25 protein-coding genes, 3 tRNA genes and 1 pseudogene are annotated in these 25,898 nt (G+C 65.3%); 16 read left to right on the forward strand and 13 right to left on the reverse strand.

Annotation, left to right across the window (positions count from 1 at the left end):
- Window positions 1-60: 60 nt before the first annotated feature.
- The 4 genes from ACWIEX_RS08510 to ACWIEX_RS08525 form a co-directional block, all read right to left on the reverse strand.
- Window positions 61-795 (reverse strand): NUDIX hydrolase, encoded by a 735-nt coding sequence (locus ACWIEX_RS08510; RefSeq protein ID WP_454032635.1) that lies wholly within the window; start codon window positions 793-795, stop codon window positions 61-63.
- Window positions 792-1,238, reverse strand: a complete 447-nt coding sequence (locus ACWIEX_RS08515; RefSeq protein WP_454032636.1) for a DUF983 domain-containing protein — start codon at window positions 1,236-1,238, stop codon at window positions 792-794. The genes ACWIEX_RS08510 and ACWIEX_RS08515 overlap by 4 nt, the downstream gene beginning before the upstream one ends.
- Complete coding sequence (gene rnr, locus ACWIEX_RS08520; RefSeq protein WP_454032637.1) at window positions 1,238-3,607, reverse strand: ribonuclease R; 2,370 nt, start codon at window positions 3,605-3,607, stop codon at window positions 1,238-1,240. The genes ACWIEX_RS08515 and rnr overlap by 1 nt, the downstream gene beginning before the upstream one ends.
- 422 nt (window positions 3,608-4,029) lie before the next feature.
- On the reverse strand, window positions 4,030-4,440 hold the full coding sequence (locus ACWIEX_RS08525) for a DUF2000 family protein (protein ID WP_454032638.1): 411 nt from the start codon (window positions 4,438-4,440) through the stop codon (window positions 4,030-4,032).
- Here ACWIEX_RS08525 and ACWIEX_RS08530 point away from each other — a divergent pair.
- From ACWIEX_RS08530 to ACWIEX_RS08540, 3 genes are all read left to right on the forward strand, one after another.
- The gene (locus ACWIEX_RS08530; protein ID WP_454032639.1) at window positions 4,439-5,308 is read left to right on the forward strand and encodes an AraC family transcriptional regulator; all 870 of its coding nucleotides are present in this window, start codon (window positions 4,439-4,441) and stop codon (window positions 5,306-5,308) included. The genes ACWIEX_RS08525 and ACWIEX_RS08530 overlap by 2 nt on opposite strands.
- 79 nt (window positions 5,309-5,387) lie before the next feature.
- A complete protein-coding gene (gene gnd / locus ACWIEX_RS08535; protein ID WP_454032640.1) occupies window positions 5,388-6,374 on the forward strand; it encodes a phosphogluconate dehydrogenase (NAD(+)-dependent, decarboxylating) in 987 nt (328 codons plus the stop codon).
- 4 nt (window positions 6,375-6,378) lie between these two features.
- Window positions 6,379-6,903 carry a gluconokinase gene (locus tag ACWIEX_RS08540; protein WP_454032641.1) on the forward strand — a complete coding sequence of 175 codons (525 nt, stop codon included), beginning with the start codon at window positions 6,379-6,381 and terminating at the stop codon, window positions 6,901-6,903.
- 164 nt (window positions 6,904-7,067) lie between these two features.
- Here the strand turns inward: ACWIEX_RS08540 and ACWIEX_RS08545 are convergent, their stop codons facing one another.
- Entirely contained in the window at window positions 7,068-8,504 is a 1,437-nt protein-coding gene (locus ACWIEX_RS08545) for a multicopper oxidase family protein (RefSeq protein ID WP_454032642.1), read from the reverse strand.
- A 189-nt stretch (window positions 8,505-8,693) separates the two neighbouring features.
- On the opposite strand from ACWIEX_RS08545, the gene ACWIEX_RS08550 reads away from it, so the two are divergent.
- From ACWIEX_RS08550 to ACWIEX_RS08575, 6 genes are all read left to right on the forward strand, one after another.
- Window positions 8,694-8,778, forward strand: a tRNA-Leu gene (locus tag ACWIEX_RS08550).
- A gap of 140 nt (window positions 8,779-8,918) precedes the next feature.
- On the forward strand, window positions 8,919-10,349 hold the full coding sequence (gene tig, locus ACWIEX_RS08555; protein ID WP_454032643.1) for a trigger factor: 1,431 nt from the start codon (window positions 8,919-8,921) through the stop codon (window positions 10,347-10,349).
- Between the two features lie 163 nt (window positions 10,350-10,512).
- The gene (locus ACWIEX_RS08560) at window positions 10,513-11,136 is read left to right on the forward strand and encodes an ATP-dependent Clp protease proteolytic subunit (RefSeq protein WP_061963723.1); all 624 of its coding nucleotides are present in this window, start codon (window positions 10,513-10,515) and stop codon (window positions 11,134-11,136) included.
- Between the two features lie 267 nt (window positions 11,137-11,403).
- Complete coding sequence (gene clpX / locus ACWIEX_RS08565) at window positions 11,404-12,675, forward strand: ATP-dependent Clp protease ATP-binding subunit ClpX (protein WP_061963721.1); 1,272 nt, start codon at window positions 11,404-11,406, stop codon at window positions 12,673-12,675.
- Between the two features lie 345 nt (window positions 12,676-13,020).
- On the forward strand, window positions 13,021-15,447 hold the full coding sequence (gene lon / locus ACWIEX_RS08570) for an endopeptidase La (RefSeq protein ID WP_091855403.1): 2,427 nt from the start codon (window positions 13,021-13,023) through the stop codon (window positions 15,445-15,447).
- 137 nt (window positions 15,448-15,584) lie between these two features.
- A complete protein-coding gene (locus ACWIEX_RS08575) occupies window positions 15,585-15,797 on the forward strand; it encodes a hypothetical protein (RefSeq protein ID WP_454032644.1) in 213 nt (70 codons plus the stop codon).
- Between the two features lie 37 nt (window positions 15,798-15,834).
- Here the strand turns inward: ACWIEX_RS08575 and ACWIEX_RS08580 are convergent.
- Window positions 15,835-15,910: transfer RNA gene (locus ACWIEX_RS08580), tRNA-Val, on the reverse strand.
- 131 nt (window positions 15,911-16,041) lie between these two features.
- Here ACWIEX_RS08580 and ACWIEX_RS08585 point away from each other — a divergent pair.
- The 6 genes and pseudogenes from ACWIEX_RS08585 to ACWIEX_RS08610 all read left to right on the forward strand — a co-directional run.
- Window positions 16,042-16,491, forward strand: coding sequence for a hypothetical protein (locus ACWIEX_RS08585; RefSeq protein ID WP_454032645.1), 450 nt, complete (start codon window positions 16,042-16,044; stop codon window positions 16,489-16,491).
- 119 nt (window positions 16,492-16,610) lie between these two features.
- A tRNA-Asp gene (locus tag ACWIEX_RS08590) sits at window positions 16,611-16,687 on the forward strand.
- 492 nt (window positions 16,688-17,179) lie between these two features.
- Entirely contained in the window at window positions 17,180-17,302 is a 123-nt protein-coding gene (locus ACWIEX_RS08595; protein WP_454032646.1) for a hypothetical protein, read from the forward strand.
- Window positions 17,302-17,589, forward strand: a complete 288-nt coding sequence (locus tag ACWIEX_RS08600; protein WP_454032647.1) for a hypothetical protein — start codon at window positions 17,302-17,304, stop codon at window positions 17,587-17,589. The genes ACWIEX_RS08595 and ACWIEX_RS08600 overlap by 1 nt, the downstream gene beginning before the upstream one ends.
- Window positions 17,586-17,765, forward strand: coding sequence for a hypothetical protein (locus ACWIEX_RS08605; RefSeq protein ID WP_454033514.1), 180 nt, complete (start codon window positions 17,586-17,588; stop codon window positions 17,763-17,765). Before ACWIEX_RS08600 ends, ACWIEX_RS08605 begins: the two co-directional genes overlap by 4 nt.
- Window positions 17,701-18,267 (forward strand): annotated as a pseudogene (locus tag ACWIEX_RS08610) (SOS response-associated peptidase family protein); the annotation flags it as partial. The gene ACWIEX_RS08605 and the pseudogene ACWIEX_RS08610, both read left to right, overlap by 65 nt.
- Here ACWIEX_RS08610 and ACWIEX_RS08615 read toward each other — a convergent pair.
- The 4 genes from ACWIEX_RS08615 to ACWIEX_RS08630 form a co-directional block, all read right to left on the reverse strand.
- Complete coding sequence (locus ACWIEX_RS08615; protein WP_454032648.1) at window positions 18,264-19,106, reverse strand: O-methyltransferase; 843 nt, start codon at window positions 19,104-19,106, stop codon at window positions 18,264-18,266. The pseudogene ACWIEX_RS08610 and the gene ACWIEX_RS08615 sit on opposite strands and share 4 nt — an antisense overlap.
- Before the next feature lie 407 nt (window positions 19,107-19,513).
- Window positions 19,514-19,837, reverse strand: a complete 324-nt coding sequence (locus ACWIEX_RS08620) for a hypothetical protein (protein WP_454032649.1) — start codon at window positions 19,835-19,837, stop codon at window positions 19,514-19,516.
- A complete protein-coding gene (locus tag ACWIEX_RS08625; RefSeq protein WP_454032650.1) occupies window positions 19,827-20,057 on the reverse strand; it encodes a hypothetical protein in 231 nt (76 codons plus the stop codon). The genes ACWIEX_RS08620 and ACWIEX_RS08625 overlap by 11 nt, the downstream gene beginning before the upstream one ends.
- A gap of 403 nt (window positions 20,058-20,460) precedes the next feature.
- Window positions 20,461-20,823 (reverse strand): hypothetical protein, encoded by a 363-nt coding sequence (locus ACWIEX_RS08630; protein WP_454032651.1) that lies wholly within the window; start codon window positions 20,821-20,823, stop codon window positions 20,461-20,463.
- A 576-nt stretch (window positions 20,824-21,399) separates the two neighbouring features.
- Here ACWIEX_RS08630 and ACWIEX_RS08635 point away from each other — a divergent pair.
- The gene (locus tag ACWIEX_RS08635; RefSeq protein ID WP_454032652.1) at window positions 21,400-21,666 is read left to right on the forward strand and encodes a YMGG-like glycine zipper-containing protein; all 267 of its coding nucleotides are present in this window, start codon (window positions 21,400-21,402) and stop codon (window positions 21,664-21,666) included.
- A 577-nt stretch (window positions 21,667-22,243) separates the two neighbouring features.
- Here ACWIEX_RS08635 and ACWIEX_RS08640 read toward each other — a convergent pair.
- The 3 genes from ACWIEX_RS08640 to ACWIEX_RS08650 form a co-directional block, all read right to left on the reverse strand.
- Entirely contained in the window at window positions 22,244-22,531 is a 288-nt protein-coding gene (locus tag ACWIEX_RS08640; RefSeq protein WP_454032653.1) for a hypothetical protein, read from the reverse strand.
- 235 nt (window positions 22,532-22,766) lie between these two features.
- Complete coding sequence (locus ACWIEX_RS08645) at window positions 22,767-24,596, reverse strand: SLC13 family permease (RefSeq protein WP_454032654.1); 1,830 nt, start codon at window positions 24,594-24,596, stop codon at window positions 22,767-22,769.
- Between the two features lie 48 nt (window positions 24,597-24,644).
- Entirely contained in the window at window positions 24,645-25,850 is a 1,206-nt protein-coding gene (locus ACWIEX_RS08650) for a M20/M25/M40 family metallo-hydrolase (RefSeq protein ID WP_454032655.1), read from the reverse strand.
- Window positions 25,851-25,898: the final 48 nt, after the last annotated feature.

A 25,898-nucleotide genomic window follows, 5' to 3' on the forward strand; every position in this document is an offset into this window, starting at 1 on the left:
GAATGCCGCAACGGGCCGGCGAAGTCAAGGAAGAATAGCTCTGTCGAGATTGTGCTCCTCTCAGAGCTCCTCGCGCACGAAGCTGCCGCGCTTCTCCCAGTAGAACGGGACCGGCAGATAGGGCGCGAAGCTGCCCTCGATGCGGGCCTCGACCTCCTGGATGATGACCTTGGTGATCGTCGGCAGGTCGAGTTCCTTGGCCTCGTCGAAATCGACCCAGACCAGGTCGACCAGCTCCGAATCGGGGCCGATGATGCCGTCGATCCGCTTGGCGACGGCGGAGGCATCGATCGCGAAGAAGCGGGTGTCGAAGCGCTTCGGCCGGCGCGGCGGCGTGATCGCGCGCGCGACGAAGGTGACGGCTGACAGGTCGGGGAAGATGCCCTGTGCCGCGAAATCGCTCCAGCTCCCGGCCGGCGCGGTCTCCGGCGCGCCGAACTCGTCGGAGCCGAAGAGCAGCCCGGTTTCCTCGAAGGTCTCGCGGATGGCGGCGAGCGCCAGCGCCCGCGCCTTGGCGGCGCTGGGGCGCAGGCAGCGCTTGCCGAGCCGGTCCTCGCAGATCTGCGGCACCGCTCCGGTCGCGGCCATCAGCCGGTCGCCGGCATCGACCCGCCCGCCCGGAAAGACGTATTTGCCCGGCATGAACTTATGGCCCGCATGGCGCTTGCCCATCAGCACCTTGGGACGGGCAGCGCTGCGATCGAGGATCATCATGGTCGCGGCGTCCTTGGGACGCTGGTTGGCGGTCGTGCGCGCCCGCTCGGCCTGGGTGAGGGTGACGGTGTGATCGGTCATGAGCGTGTTTCCGAAGAAGGCAGGGGCTGGCGCTCGGGCTGGTCGGGCTCGCCGCCGAAGCCGTGCATGCGCACGGCCCATTGCAGGCCGACGACGCCGCCCTTGACGGGCTGCATCAGCGCGAAGGACAGGACGATGGTCAGCAGCGGCCAGACGGTCATGTGCAGCCACATCGGCCAGTCGGCGAATTTCTCCGCCAGCAGCAGGCCGCCGACGATGATGTGGCCGACGATGGTGATGACGATATAGGGCGGCAGGTCGTCGGCGCGCTGGTGATGCAGGTCCTCGCCGCAGGTTTCGCAAGCGTCGACCGGCTTCAGGAAGGCGCGGAACAGCCGGCCCTTCCCGCAATGCGGGCAGTGACCCTTCAGGCCGTGCGTGATCGCCTGGCGCCAGTCGCGCGCGTCGAGATGCGCCTCCGCGCTGTGAATCTGGACGCCCATCACCGCCTCTTGACGGGCTTGTTCTTGCCCGGCTTGCTTTTGCCGAAGCCGCCCCCGCCCGGCTTACCCTTCCTGCCGAAGCTCGCCGCCGGCCGGCTCGCCCCGAAGGGCGCGGCACCGCCGCGTCGCTTGCCGGTGCGCCCCGTCGCCACGACGCGTCCCTCCGAAAGCAGTTCGAAGCGCAGGGCGCCCGCGACCGGCGCAGCCTCGACCAGCTTGACATGGACCCGGTCGCCGAGGCGCCAGCTCTCGCCGGTGCGCTCGCCGATCAGCGCATGCGCGGCCTCGTCATAGCGGTAGTAGTCGCCGCCGAGCGTGGAGGCCGGGATGAAGCCATCGGCGCCGGTGCCGTCGAGCTTCACGAAGAGGCCGGCCTTGTGCACGCCGCCGATGCGCCCGTCGAAGCTCGCGCCGATCTGGCCGGCAAGGAAATGCGCGATCAATCGGTCGGTGGTCTCGCGCTCCGCCGCCATGGCGCGCCGCTCCGCCGCCGAGATGCGGGTCGCGACCTCGCGCAGCTCGGCAAGCGTCGTGCTTTTCGGCAGGCCGTCATCGCCGAGCTTCAGCGCCGTGATCAGCGCGCGATGCACGATCAGGTCGGCATAGCGCCTGATCGGCGAAGTGAAATGGGCGTAGCGGCGCAGGTTGAGGCCGAAATGCCCGTAATTCTCGGCGACATATTCGGCCTGCGCCTGCGTGCGCAGCACGACCTCGTTGATCAGCGTCTCGTTCTCCGAACCCTTGATCATCGCCAGGATGCGGTTGAACAGCACGGGCCGAAGAGCCCCATCCTGCGGCAGCTTGATACCGATCGAGGCCAGCACCTCACTGAGCGCCCGCATCTTCTCCAGCGAGGGCTCGTCATGGCAGCGATAGATCAACTGGCTGCCGGCCTTCTCCAGCGTCTCGGCCGCCGCGACATTGGCGAGGATCATGAATTCCTCGATCAATCGATGCGCCGCCAGCCGGTCGGGCACAATGACGCGATCGACCGAGCCGTCGGCTTTAAGGATCAGCTTGCGCTCGGGCAGGTCGAGTTCCAGCGGCTGGCGCTGGTCGCGGGCGCGCGCCGCGATGCCATAGGCGGCCCAGAGCGGCATCAGCACGCTCTCGCGGATCGGCGCGGTCTTCTCGTCGGGGCTGCCGTCGATCGCGGCCTGCGCCTGCTGGTAGGAGAGCTTCGCCGCCGAGCGCATCAGCACGCGGTGGAAGGAATGGCTCTTCTTCGAGCCGTCCGCCTTGAGCACGAGCCTGACGGCGAGCGCCGGCCGGTCCTCATGCTCGCGCAGCGAACAGAGATCGTTCGAGATCCGCTCCGGCAGCATCGGCACGACGCGATCCGGGAAATACACCGAGTTGCCGCGCTCCAGCGCCTCGCGGTCGAGCGCCGAATGCGGCGTGACATAGCTCGCGACATCGGCGATGGCGACGGTGACGACGAAGCCGCCGGGATTGTCGGGGCTGTCGTCCGGCACGGCATGGACCGCGTCGTCATGGTCCTTGGCGTCGGCCGGGTCGATGGTGACGAGCGGCAATTCACGCCAGTCCTCGCGACCCTTCAGGCTCGCGAGCGGCGCGTTCGCCGCTTCCTGAAGCGCGGCCGGCGGGAATTCATGCGGAATGCCATGGGCATGGATCGCGATCAGGCTGACCGCGCGCTCGGACTTGATCGAGCCCAGCCGCTCGCGCACATGCGCCTCGGGCGGGCCAAAGCGGCTCTCCCGGCGCAAGGCGACCGAGACGAGGTCGCCGTCCTGCGCCTCGGCCGTGCGGCCCTTCGGGATGATCGCCTCGCGCCCTTGCGCCTTCTTGTCGATCGGAACCAGCCGGCCGGAGCCGTCGGGCAGGGCCCGGAAGATGCCGAGCACGGCGGCCTTCGCCTTGCCCATCACCTTGAGCACGCGGCCCGAATAGCCGAAGCCCTCGACGCCGCGCAGCCGCGTCAGCTTGAGGATGACCTGATCGCCGACGCCCGGCGCAGGCCCGGCCGACTTGTCCTTGCGGCGTCCCTCGCGGCTGCGCTCGATCAGGATCTGCGGCGGCGCTCCGCTCTCAGCCTCGTCCCATTCGAGCGGCTGGGCGACGAGGTCACCCTCGCGGTCGCGGCGCTTGATCTCGGAGAGCAGGACGGGCGGCAGCGCGCCGCGCGGATGGACCGGCCGGTCCTTGCCGTCGCCGCCGATCTCGCCTTCCTCCGCCATCTCTTTGAGCAGGCGCTTCAGCCAGATCTTGCCGCCGCCATCGAGCCCGAAGGCCTTGGCGATCTCGCGCCGGCCGACCTCGCGGCCGGCAGCGCGCTCTTCCTCGATGAAGTCGAGAATGGCCTCGCGGCTCGGATCAGGAACGGACACGGCCGGTACTCGGGGCATTGGGCAGGGAAAAGCGTGACACGCCGCCTGTCTGCCACGGCTTGCGGCCGGGCGCCAGCATGGCGGCTGCAGAAGCAAGAAGGGCAGCCCTTGCGAGCTGCCCTTCCATTGCCGAACCGCGATCCGGCGAACCGGATCTAAAGGTGCGAAAACTCACGCGGAATAGAAACCCCAGCAAGAAGAGGTCCAGATCCGCCCGCCTTGCACCAGCGGTTGATGACAATGAGACACTGGATCACCTCCTTTCAGTTGTTACCGACAAGAAGGAGGCTAAGGCGATTCTCGGGGACTCGTAAATGCCAAAAAATGCGCTGGCTGAGTGTGACGAAAGTTGAGGTTCGGGCTTTGGATGCGGGTGCCGACCCCGCTTTGCTCAGGAACGAGGCAAGGAAGTCTGTCGGAAGGGCAGGGGCTGCAAGGCGTTACCCGTGCAGCTTCAATCCCTTGATGATCTTGTCGATCTCCTTGCGTTCGGCATGCAGCCCAAGGCCGACGAGGTCGAGTGCATCGGTCGTTACCGCCGCGACGGCGGCGCGGTTGTCGAGATCATTGCCGGTCGCGAACAGGTCTTTGATATAGAGATGCGGCCTGACGCCGCGCTGCTGCGCCCGCTGGAGCACAGTCGTGAGTTCCGCTGCGCTGGCCGCGAAGATCAGGATTGGCTGTCGGACCAGCGGACCGTAGAAGCGGCCTGAGGCATCCCCGTAGGGTTCGCCCGCGAGTTCCGGGGAAGCTCCGACGAGCCCACCGGCGAGGAAGCTGGCGACATTGAGTTTTTGCCAGGTTGCGAGATCATCGCGAACCACGATGGCGATCTTGGTATCGTAACGCATGGACGCATCGCTAACCGAGGCCGGCAAGGCCCGTCTTGAACGATCGTGCGAACCTGAGCGGGACTGGGTCCGGCTCGGCACCGGCGCTGATGGCATCGAGCGCATGGAGGCGTTCTTCCGCGGCTATGCCTATGACCCGCACCGCCACGACACCTACGCCTTCGGGCTGACGCTCTCGGGCGTGCAGTCCTTCGACTATCGCGGGGCAAGGCGCGACAGCCTCGGTGGCCATGTCATCGTCCTGCATCCCGACGAGATCCATAACGGCCGCTCCGGCATCGAGAGCGGCTTCCGCTACCGCATGCTCTATGTCGAGCCGCGCCTGATCCGGCAGGCGATGGGCGAGGGCGGCCGGGCACTGCCCTTCATATCCACAGCCGTTTCGCGGGAGCCGCGTCTGGTCGCGACAATTGCCCGTGCGCTGCGCGATCTCGACCAGCCGCTCGATCCGCTGGCGGCCGACGATCTGGTCGAACGGCTCGCGCAGGCCTTGTTCGCGCTCGATCCTTCCGCCGGCAGCGCTCGCTCCGCCCGGCTCGACGCCCCGGCGCTCGAACGGGCGCGCGACTATCTCGACGCCCATGCGAAGGAGGTGGTCGATTCCAGCCGGCTGGAGGCGATGACCGGGCTCGATCGCTTCGCCCTGGCGCGCCAGTTCCGCGCCGCCTTCGGCACCAGCCCCTATAACTACCTCGTGATGCGCCGCCTCGATCGCGCCCGCCGGATGCTGGCGCAGCGCGTGTCCCTGGCCGATGCAGCCTTTGCCTGCGGCTTCGCCGACCAGAGCCATCTGACCCGCCAGTTCCGCCGCGCCTATGGCGTCACGCCGGGGCGTTGGCGGTCCTTGCAGCGGCAAATCCGGGGCTGAGACCTGCGCCGCATTGGCTTGCCCCGGCCGCCGCCTCCATGCTTGAAGCAGCGAAAGCCGGCTTTGCGGAGTATCTGACATGCAGCTTGGAGTGATCGGCCTCGGCCGGATGGGTGGCAATATCGTGCGCCGGCTGATGCGCGCCGGCCATGAATGCGTGGTCTATGACCGTGACCCGAAGCCGGGCCAGGCGCTCGCCGCCGACGGCGCGGCGCTCGCTGCCGACCTCAAGGACATGGTCGCCAAGCTGAAGGCGCCCCGTGCCATCTGGGTGATGCTGCCGGCCGGCAAGATCACCGAGGCGACGCTGGCTGAGCTCGCCGGTCTCGTTGGCGAAGGCGATACGCTGATCGACGGCGGCAACGCCTTCTGGAAGGACGATGTCCGCCGTGGCAAGGAACTCGCGGCCAAGGGCATCCATTACATGGATATCGGCACCTCCGGCGGCGTCCACGGGCTCGACCGCGGCTATTGCCTGATGATCGGCGGGGACAAGGAAGCCTTCGACCGGCTGGAGCCGATCTTCGCCACGCTGGCGCCCGGCAAGGGCGAGATCGAGCCGACCCGGCATCGCGAGGGCCGCAACCCGACGAGCGAGCAGGGCTATCTGCATTGCGGCCCGACCGGCGCCGGCCATTTCGTCAAGATGGTCCATAACGGCATCGAATACGGCATGATGCAGGCCTTCGCGGAAGGCTTCGACCTCCTGCGCAACGCCTCGGCCAAGGAAGGCCTGCCGGCCGAGTACGGTTTCGATTTCGACGTGGCGGAGATCGCCGAGGTCTGGCGCCGTGGTTCGGTGGTCACCTCCTGGCTGCTCGATCTCACGGCCGAGGCGCTGGCCGCCGACGAGGAACTCTCCTCCTATACCGGCAATGTCTCGGATTCCGGCGAGGGCCGCTGGACGGTCGATGCCGCCGTCGAGACCGCGACCCCGGCCGAGGTGCTGACCTCCGCGCTCTTCGCGCGCTTCCGCTCGCGGGTCGACCACACCTTCGGCGAGAAGATCCTCTCGGCGATGCGGGCCGGCTTCGGCGGCCATGTCGAACCCAAGAAGCAGGGCTGAGACGGTGGCAGAGGCAGCAAGCGGCGGTCGCCCGGCCGTGATCGTCGTCATGGGCGTCGCGAGCTCGGGGAAGACCTCGCTCGGCGAGCGTCTCGCTGAGCGCCTCGGCTGGCCGTTCCGCGATGCCGATTCCTTCCATCCGCCCGAGAACGTCGCCAAGATGGCCGGTGGCACACCGCTGAACGACGACGACCGCAAGCCTTGGCTCGCCGCGATCGCCGCCTGGATCGACGATCTCCGCGCGAACGGCGAGCACGGCATCGTCACCTGCTCGGCGCTGAAGCGCGCCTATCGGCAGGTGATCGTCGGCGACCGGCCGGATGTGCGCTTAGTCTATCTCAAGGGCTCGCGTGAGTTGATCGGCCGCCGCATGGCTGCCCGCCAGCATCATTTCATGCCGCCGGCCCTGCTCGACAGCCAGTTCGCCGCATTGGAAGAGCCGGGCGACGACGAGAAGCCACTCGTCGTCTCGGTCGAGGACAGCAAGGACGCGATCGTGCAGGACGTAGTCGAGCGGCTGGGGCTGTAAGGTCGCCCAGCGGCCGCTTCATCTCACGCGCTCATCCCGGGCGACCGTAGGGAGACCCGGGATCCATTCCGGAGCGCTTCCGATGAAAGCTCAGGAATGGATCCCGGATCGGCGCGGCTTCGCCGCTTGTCCGGGATGACACGGTGTTTCCGCGTCCCAGTCCCTCACGTCACCTCGAACCAGCTCCACAGCCCGAGGTCGAAGCGCTCCAGTACGGTCGACGAGATCAGCCAGCGGCCGGGATTGTCGGCGATGAAGGCGATGTGCAGCTTCTTGCGCTCGGGGATCTGCACGGTGTCGAGGAAATAGTTCTCCCAGCCGTCGTCGAGCGGGTGCAGCAGCCGGAAGCTGTGGCCATGGACATGGAACGGCTGGACGAAGGCGGTGCGGTTGTCGATCGCCATCACGATCGGCGTGCCGCGCCTGACGCTGAACAGCGGCTTGCCTTCAAAGGAGCCGGTGCCGCCATTGACCCGCCAGGGGCTCGCGAGATCGAGCCCTGCGAAATCGAGCTTCTGATCCTCGGTCAGCCTGGCGCCGCCTTCGATGACGAGTTCGGGCCGCAGCGCGTCCTGCATCCGCACGCCGAGCGGCAGGGCAGGGTTGAGCTTCAAGGCGGGCATGGCTGCCGGCGGCACCTGTGGCTGTCCTGCAGTCACGATCCGCACCAGCGGCAGGCCGCCGCCGATCAGCGCGCTGACATTGACGGCGGCGCCGACCTCGATCGGCAGGTCGAGGATCACGTCGTAGCGCGTGCCCGGCGCGAAGGGCAGCTGCGAGCGCACCGGCTCGAAGCTTTCGGTCGGCTGGCTGTCGACGGCGATCACGGTCGTCTTTCCGCCGTCGAAGCGCAATCGCATGATCCGGGCATTGCAGGCATTGGCGAGCCTGAGGCGAATCCGCGCACCGGGCCGGGCCGTGATCGGCTGCGGCGGCGAACGCCGGTTGACCGTGAGCCAGCTCCCGAGCCGCCCGGCCGAGGCCGAGGCATTGTCTTGCAGCACGAAGGGCTGGAGTGCCTGGTCGTCGCCGATGAGCCAGTCGGTGACGAGGACGGGCAGGTCGAGATCGACCGGAAGCGGTTCCTTCTCGTCGACGATGACGAGCCCGCTCAGGCCCCGGCCTGCGGGTTCCGAAGAGCCGCCGGCCCGGAGCGGCCGATAGAGCAGGGTGCCCGAATCCGGCGGCGTGATCCGGAACTCGCCGGTCTCTCCCGGCGCGATGGGCGGGCGCGTGAAGCTGGCGGCGCCATCGCGCTCGGCTTCGCCGCGCAGGCCGTACCAGTGCAGGTCGAGCGGCGCCGTCGTCTTGTTCTCGAGCTTCAGGGCCAGCGTTTCGCCCTGCTTGATTCGCAAGGCAGCGGCCGGCGTCCCGCCGTCGAATGTCCAGATTTCCGTATCGACCGGCGGTGACGGGCGCAGCCTTGCCTTCGCCGGCGCGGCGACGAGCGTCCGCCGCTGCGGCTCACCTGCCGGCTTGGTGGTCGGGGCGGGAGCTTGCGCGAACCCCGCCGAGGGCGCGATCAGGCAGGCTCCGCCGAGCCCCGCCAGCCATTGGCGGCGTGTGAGGGGAAGCGGGACGGCGGCGGGCGGTTTCGTCATGGCATACCGCATAATCCGGGCGGCCCGCTCTGGCGAGAGCCGGTTCTGCCCTCCCGGCAAAATGCCGGGCGCAGCGCCTGTTTTGCAGAACCGTCATTTTTTTGCTGCATGGCCCGGCCGAAATGCGTATAGCGCTGCGGCTTGACGATAGCCGCGCTGCGTTTGCTCGCGCGCAAGCGTTATCGGCCGGCGGGCGTGGCGGAACTGGTAGACGCACTGGTTTTAGGTACCAGCGGCGAAAGTCGTGGGGGTTCGAGTCCCTCCGCCCGCACCATCGGTCTAAAGATCATCGCGCGCCCGTCAGGGCACGGGAACGATGATCGAGATGAAGAAGAGTTTCGCGAGCGCGGCGGCGGTCGAACCGGCGTCGCGCTTTGGACATTGAGACGTAAACGAGCTGTTGGCGGTACAAAAATGAACGTGACCGAAACCCTGTCCCAGGGCCTCAAGCGCGAATTCCAGGTGGTGCTGAACGCCGCCGACCTGAAGACCAGGCTCGACGACAGCCTCCAGGACCTCCAGGGCAAGGCCAAGATCAACGGCTTCCGCCCGGGCAAGGTGCCGGTCGCGCATCTGCGCCGCCTCTATGGCCGCTCGGTCATGTCCGACGTGCTGCAGAACGCCGTCAACGAGGCGAACCAGAAGATCGTCGCCGACAACAACCTGAAGCTCGCCTTCGAGCCGCAGATCCGCTTCCCCGAGAACAAGGAAGAGATCGAGGCCGCGATGGAGGCCAAGGGCGATCTCGCCTTCACCGTCGCGCTTGAAGTGCTGCCGAAGATCGAGCTCGCCGACCTCTCGGACGTCTCGCTCGTGAAGCCGGTCGCCGAGGTTCCGGACGCCGACGTGGATGCCGCGCTGTTGCGCATGGCTGCCGGCAACCGCAGCTACACCTCGAAGGGCGAGAAGGCCAAGGCCGAGAAGGGCGACCGCCTGATCATCTCCTTCGTCGGCACGCTCGACGGCGAGAAGTTCGATGGCGGCACGGGCGAGGGCATTCCGCTCGATCTCGGCGCCGGCCAGTTCATCCCCGGCTTCGAGGAGCAGCTCGAGGGCGCCAAGACGGGCGAGACCCGCACCGTCAAGGTGACCTTCCCCGAGAACTATGCGGCCGAGAACCTCGCCGGCAAGCCGGCCGAGTTCGCGGTCACCGTGACCGACGTCCAGGGCCCGGACGCCGTCAAGATCGACGACGAGCTCGCCAAGGGCTTCGGCATGGAGTCGCTCGACAAGCTCAAGGAAGCCGTGAGCGAGCAGATCGGCCGTGACTTCACCGCCCAGTCGCGCCGCAAGCTCAAGAAGGGCCTGCTCGACGCGCTCGACGGCAAGTACAGCTTCGAGCTGCCGCCGACACTGGTCGAGCAGGAGTTCTCCAGCGTCTGGGGCCAGGTCGAGGCCGACATGAAGCAGGCCAACAAGACCTTCGCGGACGAGGACACCACCGAGGACGCCGCCCGCGCCGACTACCGCAAGATCGCCGAGCGTCGCGTGCGCCTGGGCCTGGTGCTGGCCGAGATCGGCGAGCAGGCCAAGGTCCAGATCTCGGATGACGAGGTCACCCAGGCCCTGATCGAGCGGGCCCGCTCCTTCCCCGGTCAGGAGAAGGAAGTCTGGGAGTTCTACCGCAAGAACCCGCAGGCTCTCGCCGAGATCCGCGCCCCGATCTTCGAGGAGAAGGTCGTCGACCATCTGCTCGGCCAGGTGAAGGTCGAGGATCAGACGGTTTCGCGCGAGGCGCTCTACGCCGACGAGGATGCCGAGGACACCGCCGAGGCCAAGCCGAAGAAGGCCGCCGCCAAGAAGGCGAAGAAGGCTGAAGCCAAGGCCGACGACGCCTCCGCCTGAGCCTCACGGCAACCTTAACGACAGCTATCGCGCCGCCGGCCTTCGCGACCGGCGGCGCTTCCCTTTTCAGCCGCGACTGCCGTGCTTAAGTGAGTGTCTGCCTAGACACCGCTGATTCGACATCTCGCTGGCTTCCCCAGCGCTCCACCTCAAGGACAGATCCATGCTTCGCGATCCGCTCGAGACCTACAACAATCTCGTCCCGATGGTGGTCGAGCAGTCGAGCCGCGGTGAACGCGCCTTCGACATCTATTCGCGCCTGCTGCGCGAGCGCATCATCTTCCTGACCGGCCCGGTCGAGGATTACTCGGCGTCGCTGATCGTGGCGCAGCTGCTGTTCCTCGAGGCCGAGAACCCCAAGAAGGAAATCTCCTTCTACATCAACTCGCCCGGCGGCGTGGTGACGTCCGGCCTCTCGATCTACGACACCATGCAGCTCATCCGCTGCCCGGTGACGACGGTCTGCATCGGCCAGGCCGCCTCGATGGGCTCGCTGCTGCTGACGGCCGGCGCCAAGGACATGCGCTTCGCCCTGCCGAACGCGCGCATCATGGTTCACCAGCCCTCCGGCGGCTATCAGGGCCAGGTCACCGACATCCTGATCCACGCCCGGGAGGTCGAGAGCCTGAAGAAGCGGCTGAACGAGATCTACGTGAAGCATACCGGGCGTCCCTACGAGGACATCGTCGCCGCGCTGGAGCGCGACAATTTCATGACCGCCGAGCAGGCCCGCGATTTCGGCCTGATCGACAAGGTCATGGAGCGGCGCGCCGAGCCCGAGGCCTGATCGCGGCGCTCGCGATCCTGTGGGTTGGCCCGGCCTTCCGGAGCCCCCATATTGCATTGAGGATCGGCCCCGTGTTTGCATGGGGCCGGGGGTGAGCGGGCGAGCGCTCCAATCTGATCCGGCTTGGGCCGGCCCTGCGTATCCGAATGTACCGGAACGGGCCGTTAACCTAATCATCGTGATCTGAGCGCTTAGATATGACGGAGAGACGACGGCTGCATCTGCCACTGGCGATGCGGCTCCCGGCTCCCGAACTGGAGATGGACGATGGCTAACAAGCCCGGCGGCGACTCGAAGAGCACGCTTTACTGCTCTTTCTGCGGCAAGAGCCAACATGAGGTCCGCAAGCTCATCGCGGGCCCGACCGTGTTCATCTGCGATGAATGCGTCGAGCTCTGCATGGACATCATCCGCGAGGAATCGAAATCCGCGCTGGTGAAGTCGAAGGACGGCGTGCCGACTCCCAAGGAGATCCGCAAGGTCCTCGACGATTATGTCATCGGCCAGGAGCACGCCAAGAAGGTGCTCTCGGTGGCGGTGCACAACCATTACAAGCGCCTCTCGCACGCGACGAAGCAGAACGACGTCGAGCTCGCGAAATCGAACATCCTGCTGATCGGGCCGACCGGCTCGGGCAAGACGCTGCTCGCGCAGACGCTCGCCCGCATTCTCGATGTGCCCTTCACCATGGCCGATGCCACGACGCTGACCGAGGCCGGCTATGTCGGCGAGGATGTCGAGAACATCATCCTCAAGCTGCTCCAGGCCTCAGACTACAATGTCGAGCGGGCGCAGCGCGGCATCGTCTATATCGACGAGATCGACAAGATCAGCCGCAAGTCGGACAACCCGTCAATCACCCGCGACGTCTCGGGCGAGGGCGTCCAGCAGGCGCTGCTCAAGATCATGGAAGGCACCGTCGCCTCCGTGCCGCCGCAGGGCGGGCGCAAGCATCCGCAGCAGGAGTTCCTGCAGGTCGACACCACCAATATCCTCTTCATCTGCGGCGGTGCCTTCGCCGGTCTCGACAAGATCATCTCGAGCCGCGGGCAGGGCACCTCGATCGGCTTCGGCGCCAAGGTCGAGGCTCCGGACGACCGCCGCATCGGCCAGATCTTCCGTCAGGTCGAGCCCGAGGATTTGCTGAAGTTCGGCCTGATCCCGGAATTCGTCGGCCGCCTGCCGGTCCTGGCGACGCTGGAGGATCTCGACGAGCCGGCGCTGAAGACCATCCTGACCGAGCCGAAGAACGCGCTGGTCAAGCAGTATCAGCGCCTGTTCGAGATGGAAGACACCCAGCTCACCTTCACCGACGAGGCCGTCAGCCTGATCGCCCGCAAGGCGATCGAGCGGAAGACCGGCGCGCGCGGTCTGCGTTCGATCATGGAGAGCATCCTGCTCGAGACCATGTACGAATTGCCCGGCCTCGAAGGTGTCGAGCAGGTGGTGATCGGCCCCGAGGCGGTGGAGAGCAAGGCCCGGCCGCTCTTCATCTATGCCGAGCGCGAGGACGAGACGAAGACCGCCTCGGCCTCCTGACCTCTTCTGCAATGCGACAACAGGACGCGCGCCCTTGGCGCGCGTTTTGCGTTGTGATGGGAATGGGACGCTTGCGGTTTCGCATCGCAACAGCCCTGCGCGAGATCGAACCGCCCGTTCTCGCGGCATCTGTCCCTCGTCCGCTGCAGGACAGCGGTGCATGGGCCGGATACCTCGCTTGAAAGCCGGCGAGGAAGTCTCCACTTTAGGTGCACTTGCGAGAGTCGCATGCCTTGGAGGGTGCGATGCGCGAGGGCGGAGAGGCGAATGGTCGCCTTGGCCGCACACGTCCGATCGTTCCGCCCATCTCGGGGGTCCGCCGGGCGCAACTGCAAAGGAATTGCCATGACTGGCTCGACGCCACGCGCTCCCTTCGTCCCAGGCGAGGCCGGCACCTTCCCGGTACTGCCTTTGCGCGACATCGTCGTTTTCCCCCACATGATCGTCCCGCTCTTCGTCGGCCGCGAGAAGTCCATCCGCGCGCTCGAGGAAGTGGTGAAGACGGACGGGCTGATCCTGCTGGCGACCCAGAAGAACGCCGGCGACGATGATCCGCAGCCCGACGAGATCTACGAGATCGGCACGCTCGCCCGCGTGCTGCAGCTGCTGAAGCTGCCCGACTCCACCGTGAAGGTGCTGGTCGAGGGCGTCGGCCGCGCCAAGGCCTCGTCCTATTCGGCCAGCGAATCCTTCTACGAGGCCGAGGCCACCGGCCTTGCCGAGGAAGAGGGCAAGAAGGTCGAGGTCGAGGCGCTCGCCCGTTCGGTCGTCAGCGAGTTCGAGAGCTATGTGAAGCTCAACAAGAAGATCTCGGGCGAGATCGTCGCTGCGGTCACGCAGATCGACGAGCCGACCAAGCTCGCCGATACCGTCGCCTCGCATCTGGCGGTCAAGATCGCCGATCGCCAGGGCGTGCTGGAGATCACCAACGTCGCCCATCGTCTGGAGAAGGTCCTCTCGCTCATGGAGAGCGAGATGTCCGTGCTGCAGGTCGAGAAGCGCATCCGCTCGCGCGTCAAGCGCCAGATGGAGAAGACCCAGCGCGAGTACTATCTCAACGAGCAGATGAAGGCGATCCAGAAGGAGCTGGGCGACGGCGATGAAGGCCGTGACGAGCTGGCCGAGCTGGAAGAGCGCATCGCCCAGACCAAGCTCACCAAGGAAGCCCGCGACAAGGCGACGGCCGAGCTGAAGAAGCTGCGCCAGATGTCGCCGATGTCCGCGGAAGCGACCGTGGTACGCAACTATCTCGACTGGATGCTCGGCATTCCGTGGGGCAAGCGCTCGAAGATCAAGAAGGATCTCAACGCCGCCCAGCTGGTGCTCGACGACGATCATTTCGGCCTCGACAAGGTCAAGGATCGCATCGTCGAATATCTCGCCGTGCAGCAGCGTGCCAACAAGCTCGCCGGTCCGATCCTGTGCCTCGTCGGCCCTCCGGGCGTCGGCAAGACCTCGCTCGGCAAGTCGATCGCCAAGGCGACCGGCCGCGAGTTCGTGCGCATGTCGCTCGGCGGCGTGCGTGACGAGGCCGAGATCCGCGGTCACCGCCGCACCTATATCGGCTCGATGCCCGGCAAGATCATCCAGTCGATGAAGAAGGCCAAGACCTCGAACCCGCTCATCCTGCTCGACGAGATTGACAAGATGGGCCAGGACTTCCGCGGTGATCCCTCGGCGGCCCTGCTGGAGGTGCTCGACCCCGAGCAGAACTCGACCTTCAACGACCATTACCTCGAGGTTGACTACGACCTCTCGAACGTGATGTTCGTGACGACGGCGAACACGCTGAACATCCCGCCGGCCCTGCTGGACCGGATGGAGGTGATCCGCATCGCCGGCTACACCGAGGAAGAGAAGACGGAGATCGCCCGCAAGCACCTGATCCCGAATGCGATCAAGAAGCATGGGCTCAGCGGCAAGGAGTGGTCGATCACGGACGAGGCCGTGCAGACGCTGGTGCGGCGCTACACCCGCGAGGCCGGCGTCCGCAATCTCGAGCGCGAGCTCTCCAACACGGTCCGCAAGGGCGTGAAGGACATTGTGCTCGGCAAGAAGGCCAAGGTCGTGGTCAACGAGCCGCTGCTGGAAGAGTATCTCGGCCCGCCGCGCTATCGCTACGGCATGGCGGAGACGGAGGATCAGGTCGGTGTCGTCACCGGGCTGGCCTGGACCGAGGTCGGCGGCGAACTGCTGACGATCGAGGGCGTCATGGTGCCCGGCAAGGGCCGCATGACCGTCACCGGCAACCTGCGCGACGTGATGAAGGAATCGATCTCGGCGGCGGCGTCCTATGTCCGCTCGCGGGCCGTCGATTTCGGCATCGAGCCGCCGCTCTTCGACCGGCGTGACATCCACGTCCACGTTCCCGAGGGGGCGACCCCGAAGGACGGCCCGTCGGCCGGCATCGCGATGGCGACCACCATCGTCTCGATCCTGACCGGCATCCCGACCAACCGGGACGTCGCCATGACCGGCGAGGTCACGCTGCGGGGCAGGGTGCTGCCGATCGGCGGTCTGAAGGAGAAGCTCCTGGCGGCGCTTCGCGGCGGCATCAAGAAGGTGCTGATCCCCGAGGAGAACGCCAAGGACCTGATCGACCTGCCGAAGTCGGTGAAGGACGGCATGGAGATTATCCCGGTCGCGCGTATGGAGCAGGTTCTCCAGCATGCGCTGACCCGCCAGCCGGTTCCGATCGTCTGGGAAGAGGATCTCAAGGCCGTGCCGCCCAAGGGCGCGGACGACGACGCGGCGGGCCTCGTCGCCCACTGATCTCCGGTCTCGGAAACAGGAACCGCCGGCGCGCAAGCGCCGGCGGTTTTCTGTTGGGCGCAAGGCCGGTCATTGCCGCAAGGCCCGTTCAGGACCATCTTGAGCCTGCTTCTCCGCAAGCGGTCGATCAGAGGGCCATGAAGCTGCGACGCCTTCCGAAACGCAGGCCGAACCCGGATGGATGGGCTGCATTCGATAGCCTGCCCGCGCCGGTACGTCGGGCGCTGGCAGCGGCGGATCATCCGTTGAATCCGCTGAAGCTGGCCGGTTCGACCGATGTCGAAGAAGCGATCCGCCGTGTCGCCCGGCTCGATGCCGCGGCCAGGCGACGTGCGGAGCGGCCTGGTTAGCGGCCAGCAGGCCGCGACGGCAGCTGCCTGACGGATCTGGTGGGCGGTGACGGGCTCGAACCGCCGACCCTCTCCGTGTAAAGGAGACGCTCTACCAACTGAGCTAACCGCCCCACGCGGTCGCCTTTAAGGCCTCGGCCGCCGCATCGCAAGCATTGTCGGGCGAGCGGTTGGCCAAGGCTTGCGGGCGGCCGAATTCCGCCATCTTCATCGTCACCCTGCCGGGCTCATGGAGATCAGCCGCTTGACCCGTTCTCGTCCCTTCCTGCCCTGCGTACTGGCAGGCACCTGCCTCAGCCTCGTCCTCGCTGCAGGGCAGGCTGCGGCGCAGTCGCTCCTGCCCGATTCCTTCTTCGTCGATCGTCCGGCCTTTTCCCATCCGGAACAGCCTGGCAAGCCGGCGAGCTGCGAGAGCATTGCGGCGCAGCTCCCGGATTCGGTGCCACGCGATTCGCGTGTCGACATGGCGATCGCGGGAACGGTGAGCCTCGTCCGAACGGATGGTGCCCTCTGGTATGTCGCGGTCTGTGCCGCACCGGGCGTCCGGGTTCTGTGCGTGACCTATGGTGCCGGTGACCTGAAGCTGGGCGACAAGGCGGTCCTGCGCGGCGGATATAACCGCCAGGACAGCCGCCACGTCCTGCTCGATCCCTGCCTGGCATCGCCATGGACCGAGGGCGACGCAGCCGAGTGACAGGAGAGGGCGAGGATAATTTTCCCCAGATGCGATTTTGCCGGCGTCACTCGCTTGACACTTCCTGTCGGGGGCAATACTCACCACGTCGCTGACGGCGAATGCCCCAGCCGCCCTGCGCGGGCGTAGCTCAGTTGGTTAGAGTGCCGGCCTGTCACGCCGGAGGTCGCGGGTTCGAGCCCCGTCGCCCGCGCCATGTATCTCTCTGAAGATACTCATCTTTTCTTTCTCTCGAAAATTTCGCAATGCCTCAATTCGGAATAGCCCGGCCGGCAATTTCGGAATTATGAGCTACTTTCGTTCGCGGATCTTGCCCTTCGGCCGCGTCGTCTGGCTTCAGGAACAGTGGACGCTGTGGCGATCTGCGCAGGCGTATATGTCCGCTGCAGAGCCTTGGACTGAGCCAGCGTATTGCCCATCACATCGGACAGAGCCTTCGGGTCGACCTCGCCGGCAGATGCTTCAAGCGCGCCCGACCGACGGATGTCGGTAAGGGGCCGTGTGTCCCCCGGGTAGACGAGATTCCGAATGTCACGGAAGTCCTCTGCGAGGCTGTTCTTCCGGTAGTCCGAATCGCGCCGTGTCCTGAATAGCGGGCGTTCGAGATCGACCACCTTCCGACCAGCCAGATAGGCATCCATAACCTTCGCTGCGCGCCTGGTGATGGGGGCGTAGGCGAGGGCGCCTGATGCTGGGCCACTTCACGACATCGTCGCGCCTGGAGGGTCATATCCAGCGCATCCTCGTCTACCCGGGACGGCTGTCCAACGCCAAGCTTCAGGCCCTCACCAACCCCGCGAACTGGAGCTGATGATGATCGACACCCTGCTGCAATTCGCGGACGAGGTGGCGGCGATCGGGCTGCTGACGGGTTACCACTCCGATGGCGAATGGGCTGGAGAATTCCTGCCGGTCGCGGTCGTCACGGCCGAGGCGGTGTTCGGCGAACCGGATGAGGATGGCGTGCAGGTCGTGATCGCCAAGCGATCCGGCCGGGCTTCTGGCTGCTCTCCTGCTCGCCGGATCTCGATCTCCCGGCCGAGGTCATCACCACCTCGATCGAGCGCGAGACCGGGCGGATCGGCGCCGGCGACGTGAGCCTCGCCGGCGCCCGCATCGATCCCGCCTGGGCCGGTGCGGAGCCGGTGTTGTCGCTCGGCAGCGTCGAGCCGGAGCCCGTGCCGGCTGCGATCTCCGATCGCCAGTTCGCCCAGCAGTTCGCGGTTCTCGGCACCCGCGCTGAAGCGTGCCGACAAGCTGCGGGCGAAGGGTAACGCGGTCGATTTCGACCTGATGCTCCGCATGGAGCCGGACGGCGACACGACGAACGTCCGCAACACCTCGAGCTCTCATTGGAAGAGATGGCTTGGCGTCGAGAACCGCTGCCTCGTCCCCTTCAACAGCTTCAGCGAGTTCGACTGGAGCACGAAGCAGGACATCTGGTTCGCATTCGGTGAGGAGCGGCCCACGGCGTTCTTCGCTGGCATCTGGGCGCGCCAATGGGCGTCCGTGCGCAAGATCAAGACTGGCGAGGAGACGATCGATCTTTATCCATTCCTGACGACCGAGCCAAATGCCGAGGTCGGCGCCGTGCACCCGAAGGCGATGCCTGTCATCCTGACGACGCCAGAGGAGTGCGAGACCTGGATGACGGCACCGTGGGAGGAGGCGAGGGCGCTCCAGCGTCCTCTACCAGATGGATCGCTCGATATCGTCGCGCGCGGAGGCAAGAAGGACGGCGACAGCGATTCTCTTGGGTCAAGAAAGCCCGATTAAGGTCCAACTCTTCCAAGGAGTGCTAAGCTTGTAACGTTGCATTGATTTTTGCCAGAAGGGCTTATTCCAATCGGACGCGCTTCGATTTCGGGATTTTCAGAATGAATTCTTTTACAGGCAACAAATGGTCCTGGGATTATATATTCTCCATTAGGGTTGAATTGGCGTAATCCATCGTAATAATCATGCAATAATATTATTCCTCCTTCGCTTAATCGTTTGAGGGCGAGCGAAGTCTCTCTATAAACTGTCTTGGGAGAGTGGTCTCCGTCCAAGAATATCAGATCAAATTTCTCATCGCATTTTGAAAGAAATTCAATGCTGTCGCTTTTATGAAAAGATATATTATCAAGATTCAATTCTTTTGCATATTTTGATGGACTACTTTTCATTCCAAAATCAACCCAAGGTGCCGAAGCCGGGTGATTAACGTCAACGATATCTACCGTGACTAGTTTTCCGCCCGATTCCAGGCGCTTTAGTGCTGCGGCGATATAAAGCGCCGATCCGCCAACGTTTGTACCTATCTCTAGGACGCGTTTTGGACGCAAGCCCATTGTAAGAAAGTAGATTGTTTGACGGCAATCGGGGCTAACCGCGAGATTGTATTCACCTAAGCCGAATATATCGCCAATAATTCTGTGATCTTCATTCCAGAATTGATGAATTTTCTTATCTTGCCAGATATTATTGATATCTATCGTGGCGAAGCGTCTTAGAGAAACGCTTGAGAATGGCAGTTTTTGCTCGCGGCTCAACGCGTATCGGCCTCGCCAGTCGTCTTGGAAGCGGAGAAATGCAGGCGGAAGCTTTGATCGAATGATCTCCTTGAGCGACATGATACCTAACCTCCCGCGGTCCGTTACAGCGGTGTTTAGGGTACAAAGCCGATGGGAAGTTGCGCTCCGTCAGATTCGCGAGGCGATCCCAATCTAAATATCGGCTTGAAGGCGCTCTTCCGCCATGCTGCGGCAACGCTCCGGATTTGCCGAGAATTCCAGCCTTATCCCCAAGCCCCTGTCAGCCACCCAAATATACCGACGATCACCAGAGCCATGAAGGCCGCTGCAAGCTGGATGGAGGGGGGGCGGATCATGGCGGTACCTTAATCCCTGCGTAATCGGCCGGTTCGCCCGTAGAAGCTAATCAGAGCCCGCTCGTCTTGGAATGGGCCGGTTGAACACGGCACTCGGGATGGGGTCGCAGGGAGAGAGCGCGCCGTTGGGAGGCGGCGTCGCTCTCTCCTTTACGACCCCTGCGCCCGTATGGCTGCGGCAATGGCCTCGTTCATAGCATCGGCGCCTTTGTGAAACGCCTCTTGCTCTGATGCTGGCATGTCGGCAGGCGCGGGCACAGACACTTCCTCAACTTGCAGAGCCAACCGCTCCTTCTCCGCCAGGATCGGGGCGAAGAGGGCGAGGATGGCGCGGGCGGTGTTCTGCGGCGTAGCGAGCGACGCACGCTCTGACACCAGCAGTTCGGCAATCTCGCGCTCCCCCGACATCTCGGCAGGGGCGATTTGAACCTGTGCATTTTTTGCACAGGTTGGGTTCACCTTCTCAGAGGTCATGGCTGGCCTCGTCGAGGGCGATTGCGGTGCATTCGGGAATGTCTTCGGTCGTCTTGCAGTGCCAACAACATGACCACCCGCACGCTCGGCAGCCCGGCCCGTTGTGGTGGCCACGATCGTAGACGAAATAGTCGAGTTCGCCGTCTTCGCCCACGACCGGCATGTGGCCCTTCGCCTTCAGGGCATCGAACCATTCGGTCTCTTCGCTCTTCTCAGCCATGCTCTGCCTCCGGGGGATTTGTGCTTGCCCGCTCAGACATGGGGGGAGGCCTCCGAAGGAGAGGCGGGGGAGCTTATGGGCTGGTCAGCGCGGACAAAGACGCGCTGTCGAAGCTGGCGGCAAACGGCCTCGCAGATTTCGCGACCGGTCATGTTCCAGACCATGTCGGCAATCATGACGGGGATGGTTCGCCGCGCATCACATGCGAGACGATGGCGCGCGCATTCGGCCCTCAGCTCGGCAGCCCAGAGCATGCCGAGCATCGCGGATGCCCTTGGCTGCTTCGAAGCGTCCTTGACCGGGGAGAAGGTCCAAGGCGCCTCATAGCGGTGCGGCTCGCGCTCCGGGCGGGGGAAGCGCCACACGTTGTTGCGGCGGCTCCAGCGATCAAACCCGGGGTGGTTCAACCGAATTTCGGTGGGGGTAGATGGCGACCCCCCGGCTCGCGGTGCTCGACGAAATGCTTCTCGTGCGCCGCGACGATGACGTAGTGGCAGCACCGGGTGAATGCGTCCCATTGTTCACCGAGCCGCTTCAGCGTGTCCTTCCGGCTTTTGATCTCAACCGCAACGATGACCTGCCTGTCGATCGCCGCCACGTCGATGCGGTTTGAGCCTTGGCCTGCCACATTCAGTTCATGGACGAGCCGGGCATTTGGCATCAGCTCGCGAAGCCGCACGATGACAGCGGCGCGGATTTCCTCCTCGTCCGCACTGTAGCGGACGCGATCATGCAGATCGGCGGGGGTGTGTGTCCGCTCACCCATGGCGAGGGGCCTGGGTGGGGCAGGGGAAAGCGTTCGGAAGAATCGGAAATCCCGAGGGACATCCGAGGAACGGATTTCCGAATGATTGCGCGCTCAGCCCATATTCGGCCGGCCTGTCACGCCGGAGGTCGCGGGTTCGAGCCCCGTCGCCCGCGCCATATAAATCAAAGCCTTAGCTAGCTTGGCCGCCCGGTCATGCTACGGGGCGCAGTTGACCTGCCATAGCCGTGAACAGTCCACGAAATCGGGTCAACTCCAATTCCAATGATACCGATAGAGAGCCTCTCGGAACTCGGTCCCGTGGAGGTTCGCAAGCCTAGCTTGACGACGTGGTTTGCAGGCACTCGACGATCGGCTGCATCAGCCTAACCGCCAGGTCCATGAAGCTGTCAGCAGGCCGGGGGGACAGGTTGGGATTTTGAGTACAGGCCCTGAGATTCTCTGCGGATGTATTTTCGGTTGCGCAGCTTAGGCTTGCGGCAGTCTCGGAAGATCGCTTGCGATGGCGTTCCATCATTGTGGGACCCGCTTCTTGCGAAGCCGAAGGCCCCTTGGTTTTGAGAAGGACGGACTGGGATGCGCGCGAAAATTGCAGTCTTCGCCATCGGCTTGGCTCTTGCGGGGTGCAATGCCAATTCTGCCGATCAGCGGACCCTCGGCGGTGCGGCCATTGGCGCTGGGACCGGTGCCATCATTGGCGGCATTGCGGGAGGTGGGCGTGGAGCGGCGATCGGTGCCGCTGTGGGCGGTGTCACGGGCGCCGTGATTGGCCGGGCAACCACTCCGAACAACTGCCTTTATCGTGACCGCCATGGGCGCGTGTTCGAGGCGCGCTGCCCTTGACGTTCTGAAACAAACGCGCAGGTGTGACGGTCGTCGGGAATGACGGCCCCTTGCTTCGCCTGACGGGAGTTTGGCGGCCTGAGGACAGAGCCTGACCGGGTTGGCCTGGGGCGTATGTCAGGCTGGCACCCGGTGCGTTGGTGGCAGGAGAAGCACGATATGGTGAGCAGACGGCTGGTTCTGTCCGGACTTCTCGGACTGGCCGGTTCGGCGTTGTTCGACATTGCCATCGGCGCTGCCGCGACAGGCGAGGCAGCGCTGCCAGAAGGGATGGCGCGTGCGCTGGACCAGGTCGATGTGGCATTCAGCCAACGCCCGCAACTGTACTATAATCGGAAGCGGCAGTTTCGCCCCCGGCAGCCGCGTAGCCAGAAATGGCGTGCCCCGCGGCTTCGCCGCTCCCGGGGCCGTGTGCGGCCTCCACGTCGAGCCACGCCGTCCTGACGGGTCTCCGCGATTGGAGCCGGAGGCTGACAGTGGGCTCGTCGGCTTGTCTGGTCGCTGCGCGTCCGAGTACAGGCCCACGAGTCTGACGGGCTGGCCCTGCACACGGGGTAGAGGCTGTTCCGCTTTGCCGTCAGCGGCGCCCGCGGTGCCGGGGCGGCGGGGGCAGCGGCCGGCGGTTGCGCTGGCGATAGCGATGCCAGTTCTTGCGGTGCGGCCGCGGATTTTCCGGCCGAGCGGGAAGGGTAGCCGCGCCCGGTGACCGCGGCTGCGGCGGGCCTTGTGTGAATTCGGCATCCAGCGTGTCGAGCGCGCTTGTTGTCACTGCGGATCGCGCCTCGACCGGCGCGGTCTTTGCTGTCGCCGCAATCAGCACGCCGCCGACAAGTGAAATCAAAAATGATCTGCGTTCCATCTGCATCTCGTCACTTACCTTGATCGTTATGTGCGCTCGGTGGAGCTATGGCTCCTAGTACCATTGCCCTGCCAATGCTCGCGATCGTTCCCGATCGGAGCAGAGTTCGGTAATCGAACTCCAGTCGGTGTCTTCGTTTTTTGTGGAAGCGGCGAGATTATCTGCCTGTGCCTTTGATTGACGAGGGCTGATTAAAAGAGCGAGAGGAGCGTGCCGCCATCGCTTCGGTTGCTTGCGAAATTCAGAATCGCCAGATCAGGGGCACGATGAAGACCGCCACGACGAAGAACCAGATCAGCAGCGGCAACCCGAGTTTCCAGTAATCGCTGAAGACGTAGCCGCCTGGTCCCATCACCATCAGATTGGTCGGCGTCGCAATCGGCGTCAGGAAGGCGCCGGCTGCGGCGACCGCCGTGCTCATCAGCACCGGCCGCGGCGAGATGCCCATGGCGGTGGCGGCGGCGACGCCGATCGGAATGACGATCAGCGCCGTCGCGGTGTTGCTGATAAGCTGGCCCATGATCGCGGTCAGGACGAACAGGCCGGCGAGCAGCGCGGTCGGCCCGGCGTCGCCCACCATCGAGACGAGGTGGTCGGCCAGCATCTTGGCCGCGCCGGTCTGGATCATCGCGGTCGACAGCGGCATCATCGCGCCGACGAGGATCACGGTCGTCCAGCTGATCGCGCGGTAGGATTGCTCGACGGTCATGATGCCGCAGAGGATGATCGCGCCGGCCGCCAGCAGCCCTGCCACCGCGGAGGGGACGATGCCCGTGGCCAGCATCACGACCATCGCGAACAGGATGATGATCGCCTGCTTGGCGCCCGGACCCATCGGCACGGCCTGGCGCCGCACCAGTTCCGGGGAGCTGACGACGAGGACGTCGGGATCGTCGAGATGGGTGTCGAGCGCCTTCCAGGTGCCCTGCAGCAGCATGGTGTCGCCAGCCTGCAGCACGACGCCGGCCGTCTTGGTTTTGCCCGTGCCGGGAGCCTCGCTCGCGCCGCGCTGCACGGCCAGGATGATCAGGTCGCCGCTTTCGGTGACCATGCCGGGGAACACAGTCTGGCCGATCAGGCCTGAGCGCGGCGGGATCACCACCTCGGCCAGGCCGGAGCGGCGGTTGAACAGGGTTTCTTCGCCATCGCCCGCGCCTTCCTCGCGGAAGGCGAGGTGCATCTGCGCCGCGAAATTGGCCGCGGCCTCGGCATCGCCGCGCAGCAGCAGATGGTCCCCCTCTGCGATCATCGTGCGGCGCAGCGGCCCGGCCGTGTCGCCGTCCTGGACTGCCACGAGCTGGAGCCCGGACCATGTGCCGAGGTCGACTTCGTCGGAGCGCTTCCCGACATAGGGGCAGGTCGCGCGGACGCGTAGTTGATGGACGCCGCTCGCCAGCCCGTATTGCTCGACCAGCGTCCTGGCGTGGCGGCTGAAATCGGCCGGCATGGTCGCGCCGTTGCGCTGGGGCAGAAGCTTCTCCCCGAACAGGATGATGATCGCCATGGTGCCGGCGAGCAGCGGGATGCCGGCCAGCGCGAACTCGAAGAAGCCGAAGCCGCCGACGCCGGCATCGAGCCCGGCCTCGGAAACCAGCACGTTCACCGGTGTGCCGGTCAAAGCGAGCATTGAGCCGGCATGTCCGGCGAAGACCAGCGGCATCAGCAATTGCGAGGAGTTGCGTCGCAGGCGGACGGCGGTGACGACGACGACCGGCAGCAGCGCAGCAACCGCACCGTTCAGGCTGATCAGCGCGACCAGAAGTGACACCAGCCCCATCATGAGCAGCAGGAGCCGCGTCCGGCTTTCCTCTCCGGCCCCCTTGATCAGGAGCTGGCCGGCCCAGGCGGTGACGCCCGTGACCTCGAGCCCGGAGCTGACGACGAACAGGGAGGCGATGAAGATGACGGCGGGATCACCAAGCCCGGCGAGCGCCTGAGGCAGGGTGAGCACGCCGGTCGCCCAGAGGCCGAGCGCCGTGCCCATCGCGACGAGCACGACGGGCACCTTGTTCGTGACGAACAGGACCACGGTAATGGCGACGATGATGCCGGTATAGGCGATCGGACTCACGCATCAGCTCCTTGGGGTGTTCTCGGCCGCAGACCCGTTTGAAGGGTCTCAGTCTTCGAGCGTCGCCATCAGGATGCCGAGACGGCAGCCTTTTTCGTACTCGGTGAGATTCACATATTCCTTGATCGTGTGGATCTCGGCCTGGCCGGCGCCGATCGTGATGGTCGGGACGCCGTGCTTGTCGAGCCAGTTGGCATCGAGGCCGCCATTGGAGAACAGGTAGTTCGGTTCGATACCCAGGATACCGAGCGCCTTGGCAGCGCGCTTGACCACAGCCGAATCCTTGGCGAGCTCGAAGGGTGGATAGGCCGGCTTGTGGGTGAACGTCACCTTCGCCGTCTCGCCGCCATCGCCCTTCACCTCGCCTTGAGCCTTGGCGAAGGCGGTCTTGAAGGCCTCGGCGATCTTGGTGGCGAAAGCGGCCTCGGGGCTGCGCGCCTCGCCGCGGATGTAAGCATAGTCGGTAACGACATTGGTCGCGTCGCCGGCGGCGACCGTGCCGCCCTTGCCGCCGAAGATGCCGACATTGCTGGTGCCGCGGCCATCGGACTTCACGATCTTGCCGAACCAGCCCTCGCGGCGAGCTTCCGCAAGTGCGATCGCGCCGACGAGCGTTGCCGAGATGCCCTTTTCGGGCGCGACGCCGGCATGGGAGGCCTTGCCGGTGATCTCGACTTCCCAGTTCTCCTGGCCGACCGCGCCGATCAGCAATTCGGAGGCGAGCTGGCCGTCGACATTGATGCACATGACGGCGCCGCCGAGATCCTTCGGGTTCAGCTCGCGCGCGCCGTGCAGCCCGCTTTCCTCGCGTACCGTGAACAGCAGCGTGATCGGCGGGTGGGGCAATTTGTTCTTGATCAGCGTCTCGGCCAGCACGACGAGCAGCGCCACGCCGGTGCGGGCATCGCCGCCGAGCGCGGTGGTGCCGTCAGAGACGATGCGGTCACCCTCGCGCTTCGGCTTGGCCCCGGCGCAGAGCGGCACGGTGTCGAGATGGGTCGAGAACAGCAGGCGCGGACCGGCCTTGGTGCCGGGCAGGTCGACGATGAGGTTGCCGGTCTCTGTCGGCAGCGGGATGCGCTTGTTGGCATCGTCGAAGCGGATGGCCGAGGCCGGCACGCCGACGGCCTTCAGCGCCTCGCTCACGGCAGCGCCGATATTGGCTTCCTTGCCGGTCACGCCCTCGACCGAGAGGAAGCGCATGAGATGCGCGATGGCGGCTTCGACGTCGAGCGGAATGGCGGGTGTCGTCATGATCTGCATCCGAACGGGTTGGATTGGCGACGGGGAGGGCTGCGATGG

Source organism: Allobosea sp. NPDC055353 (genome assembly GCF_053644975.1).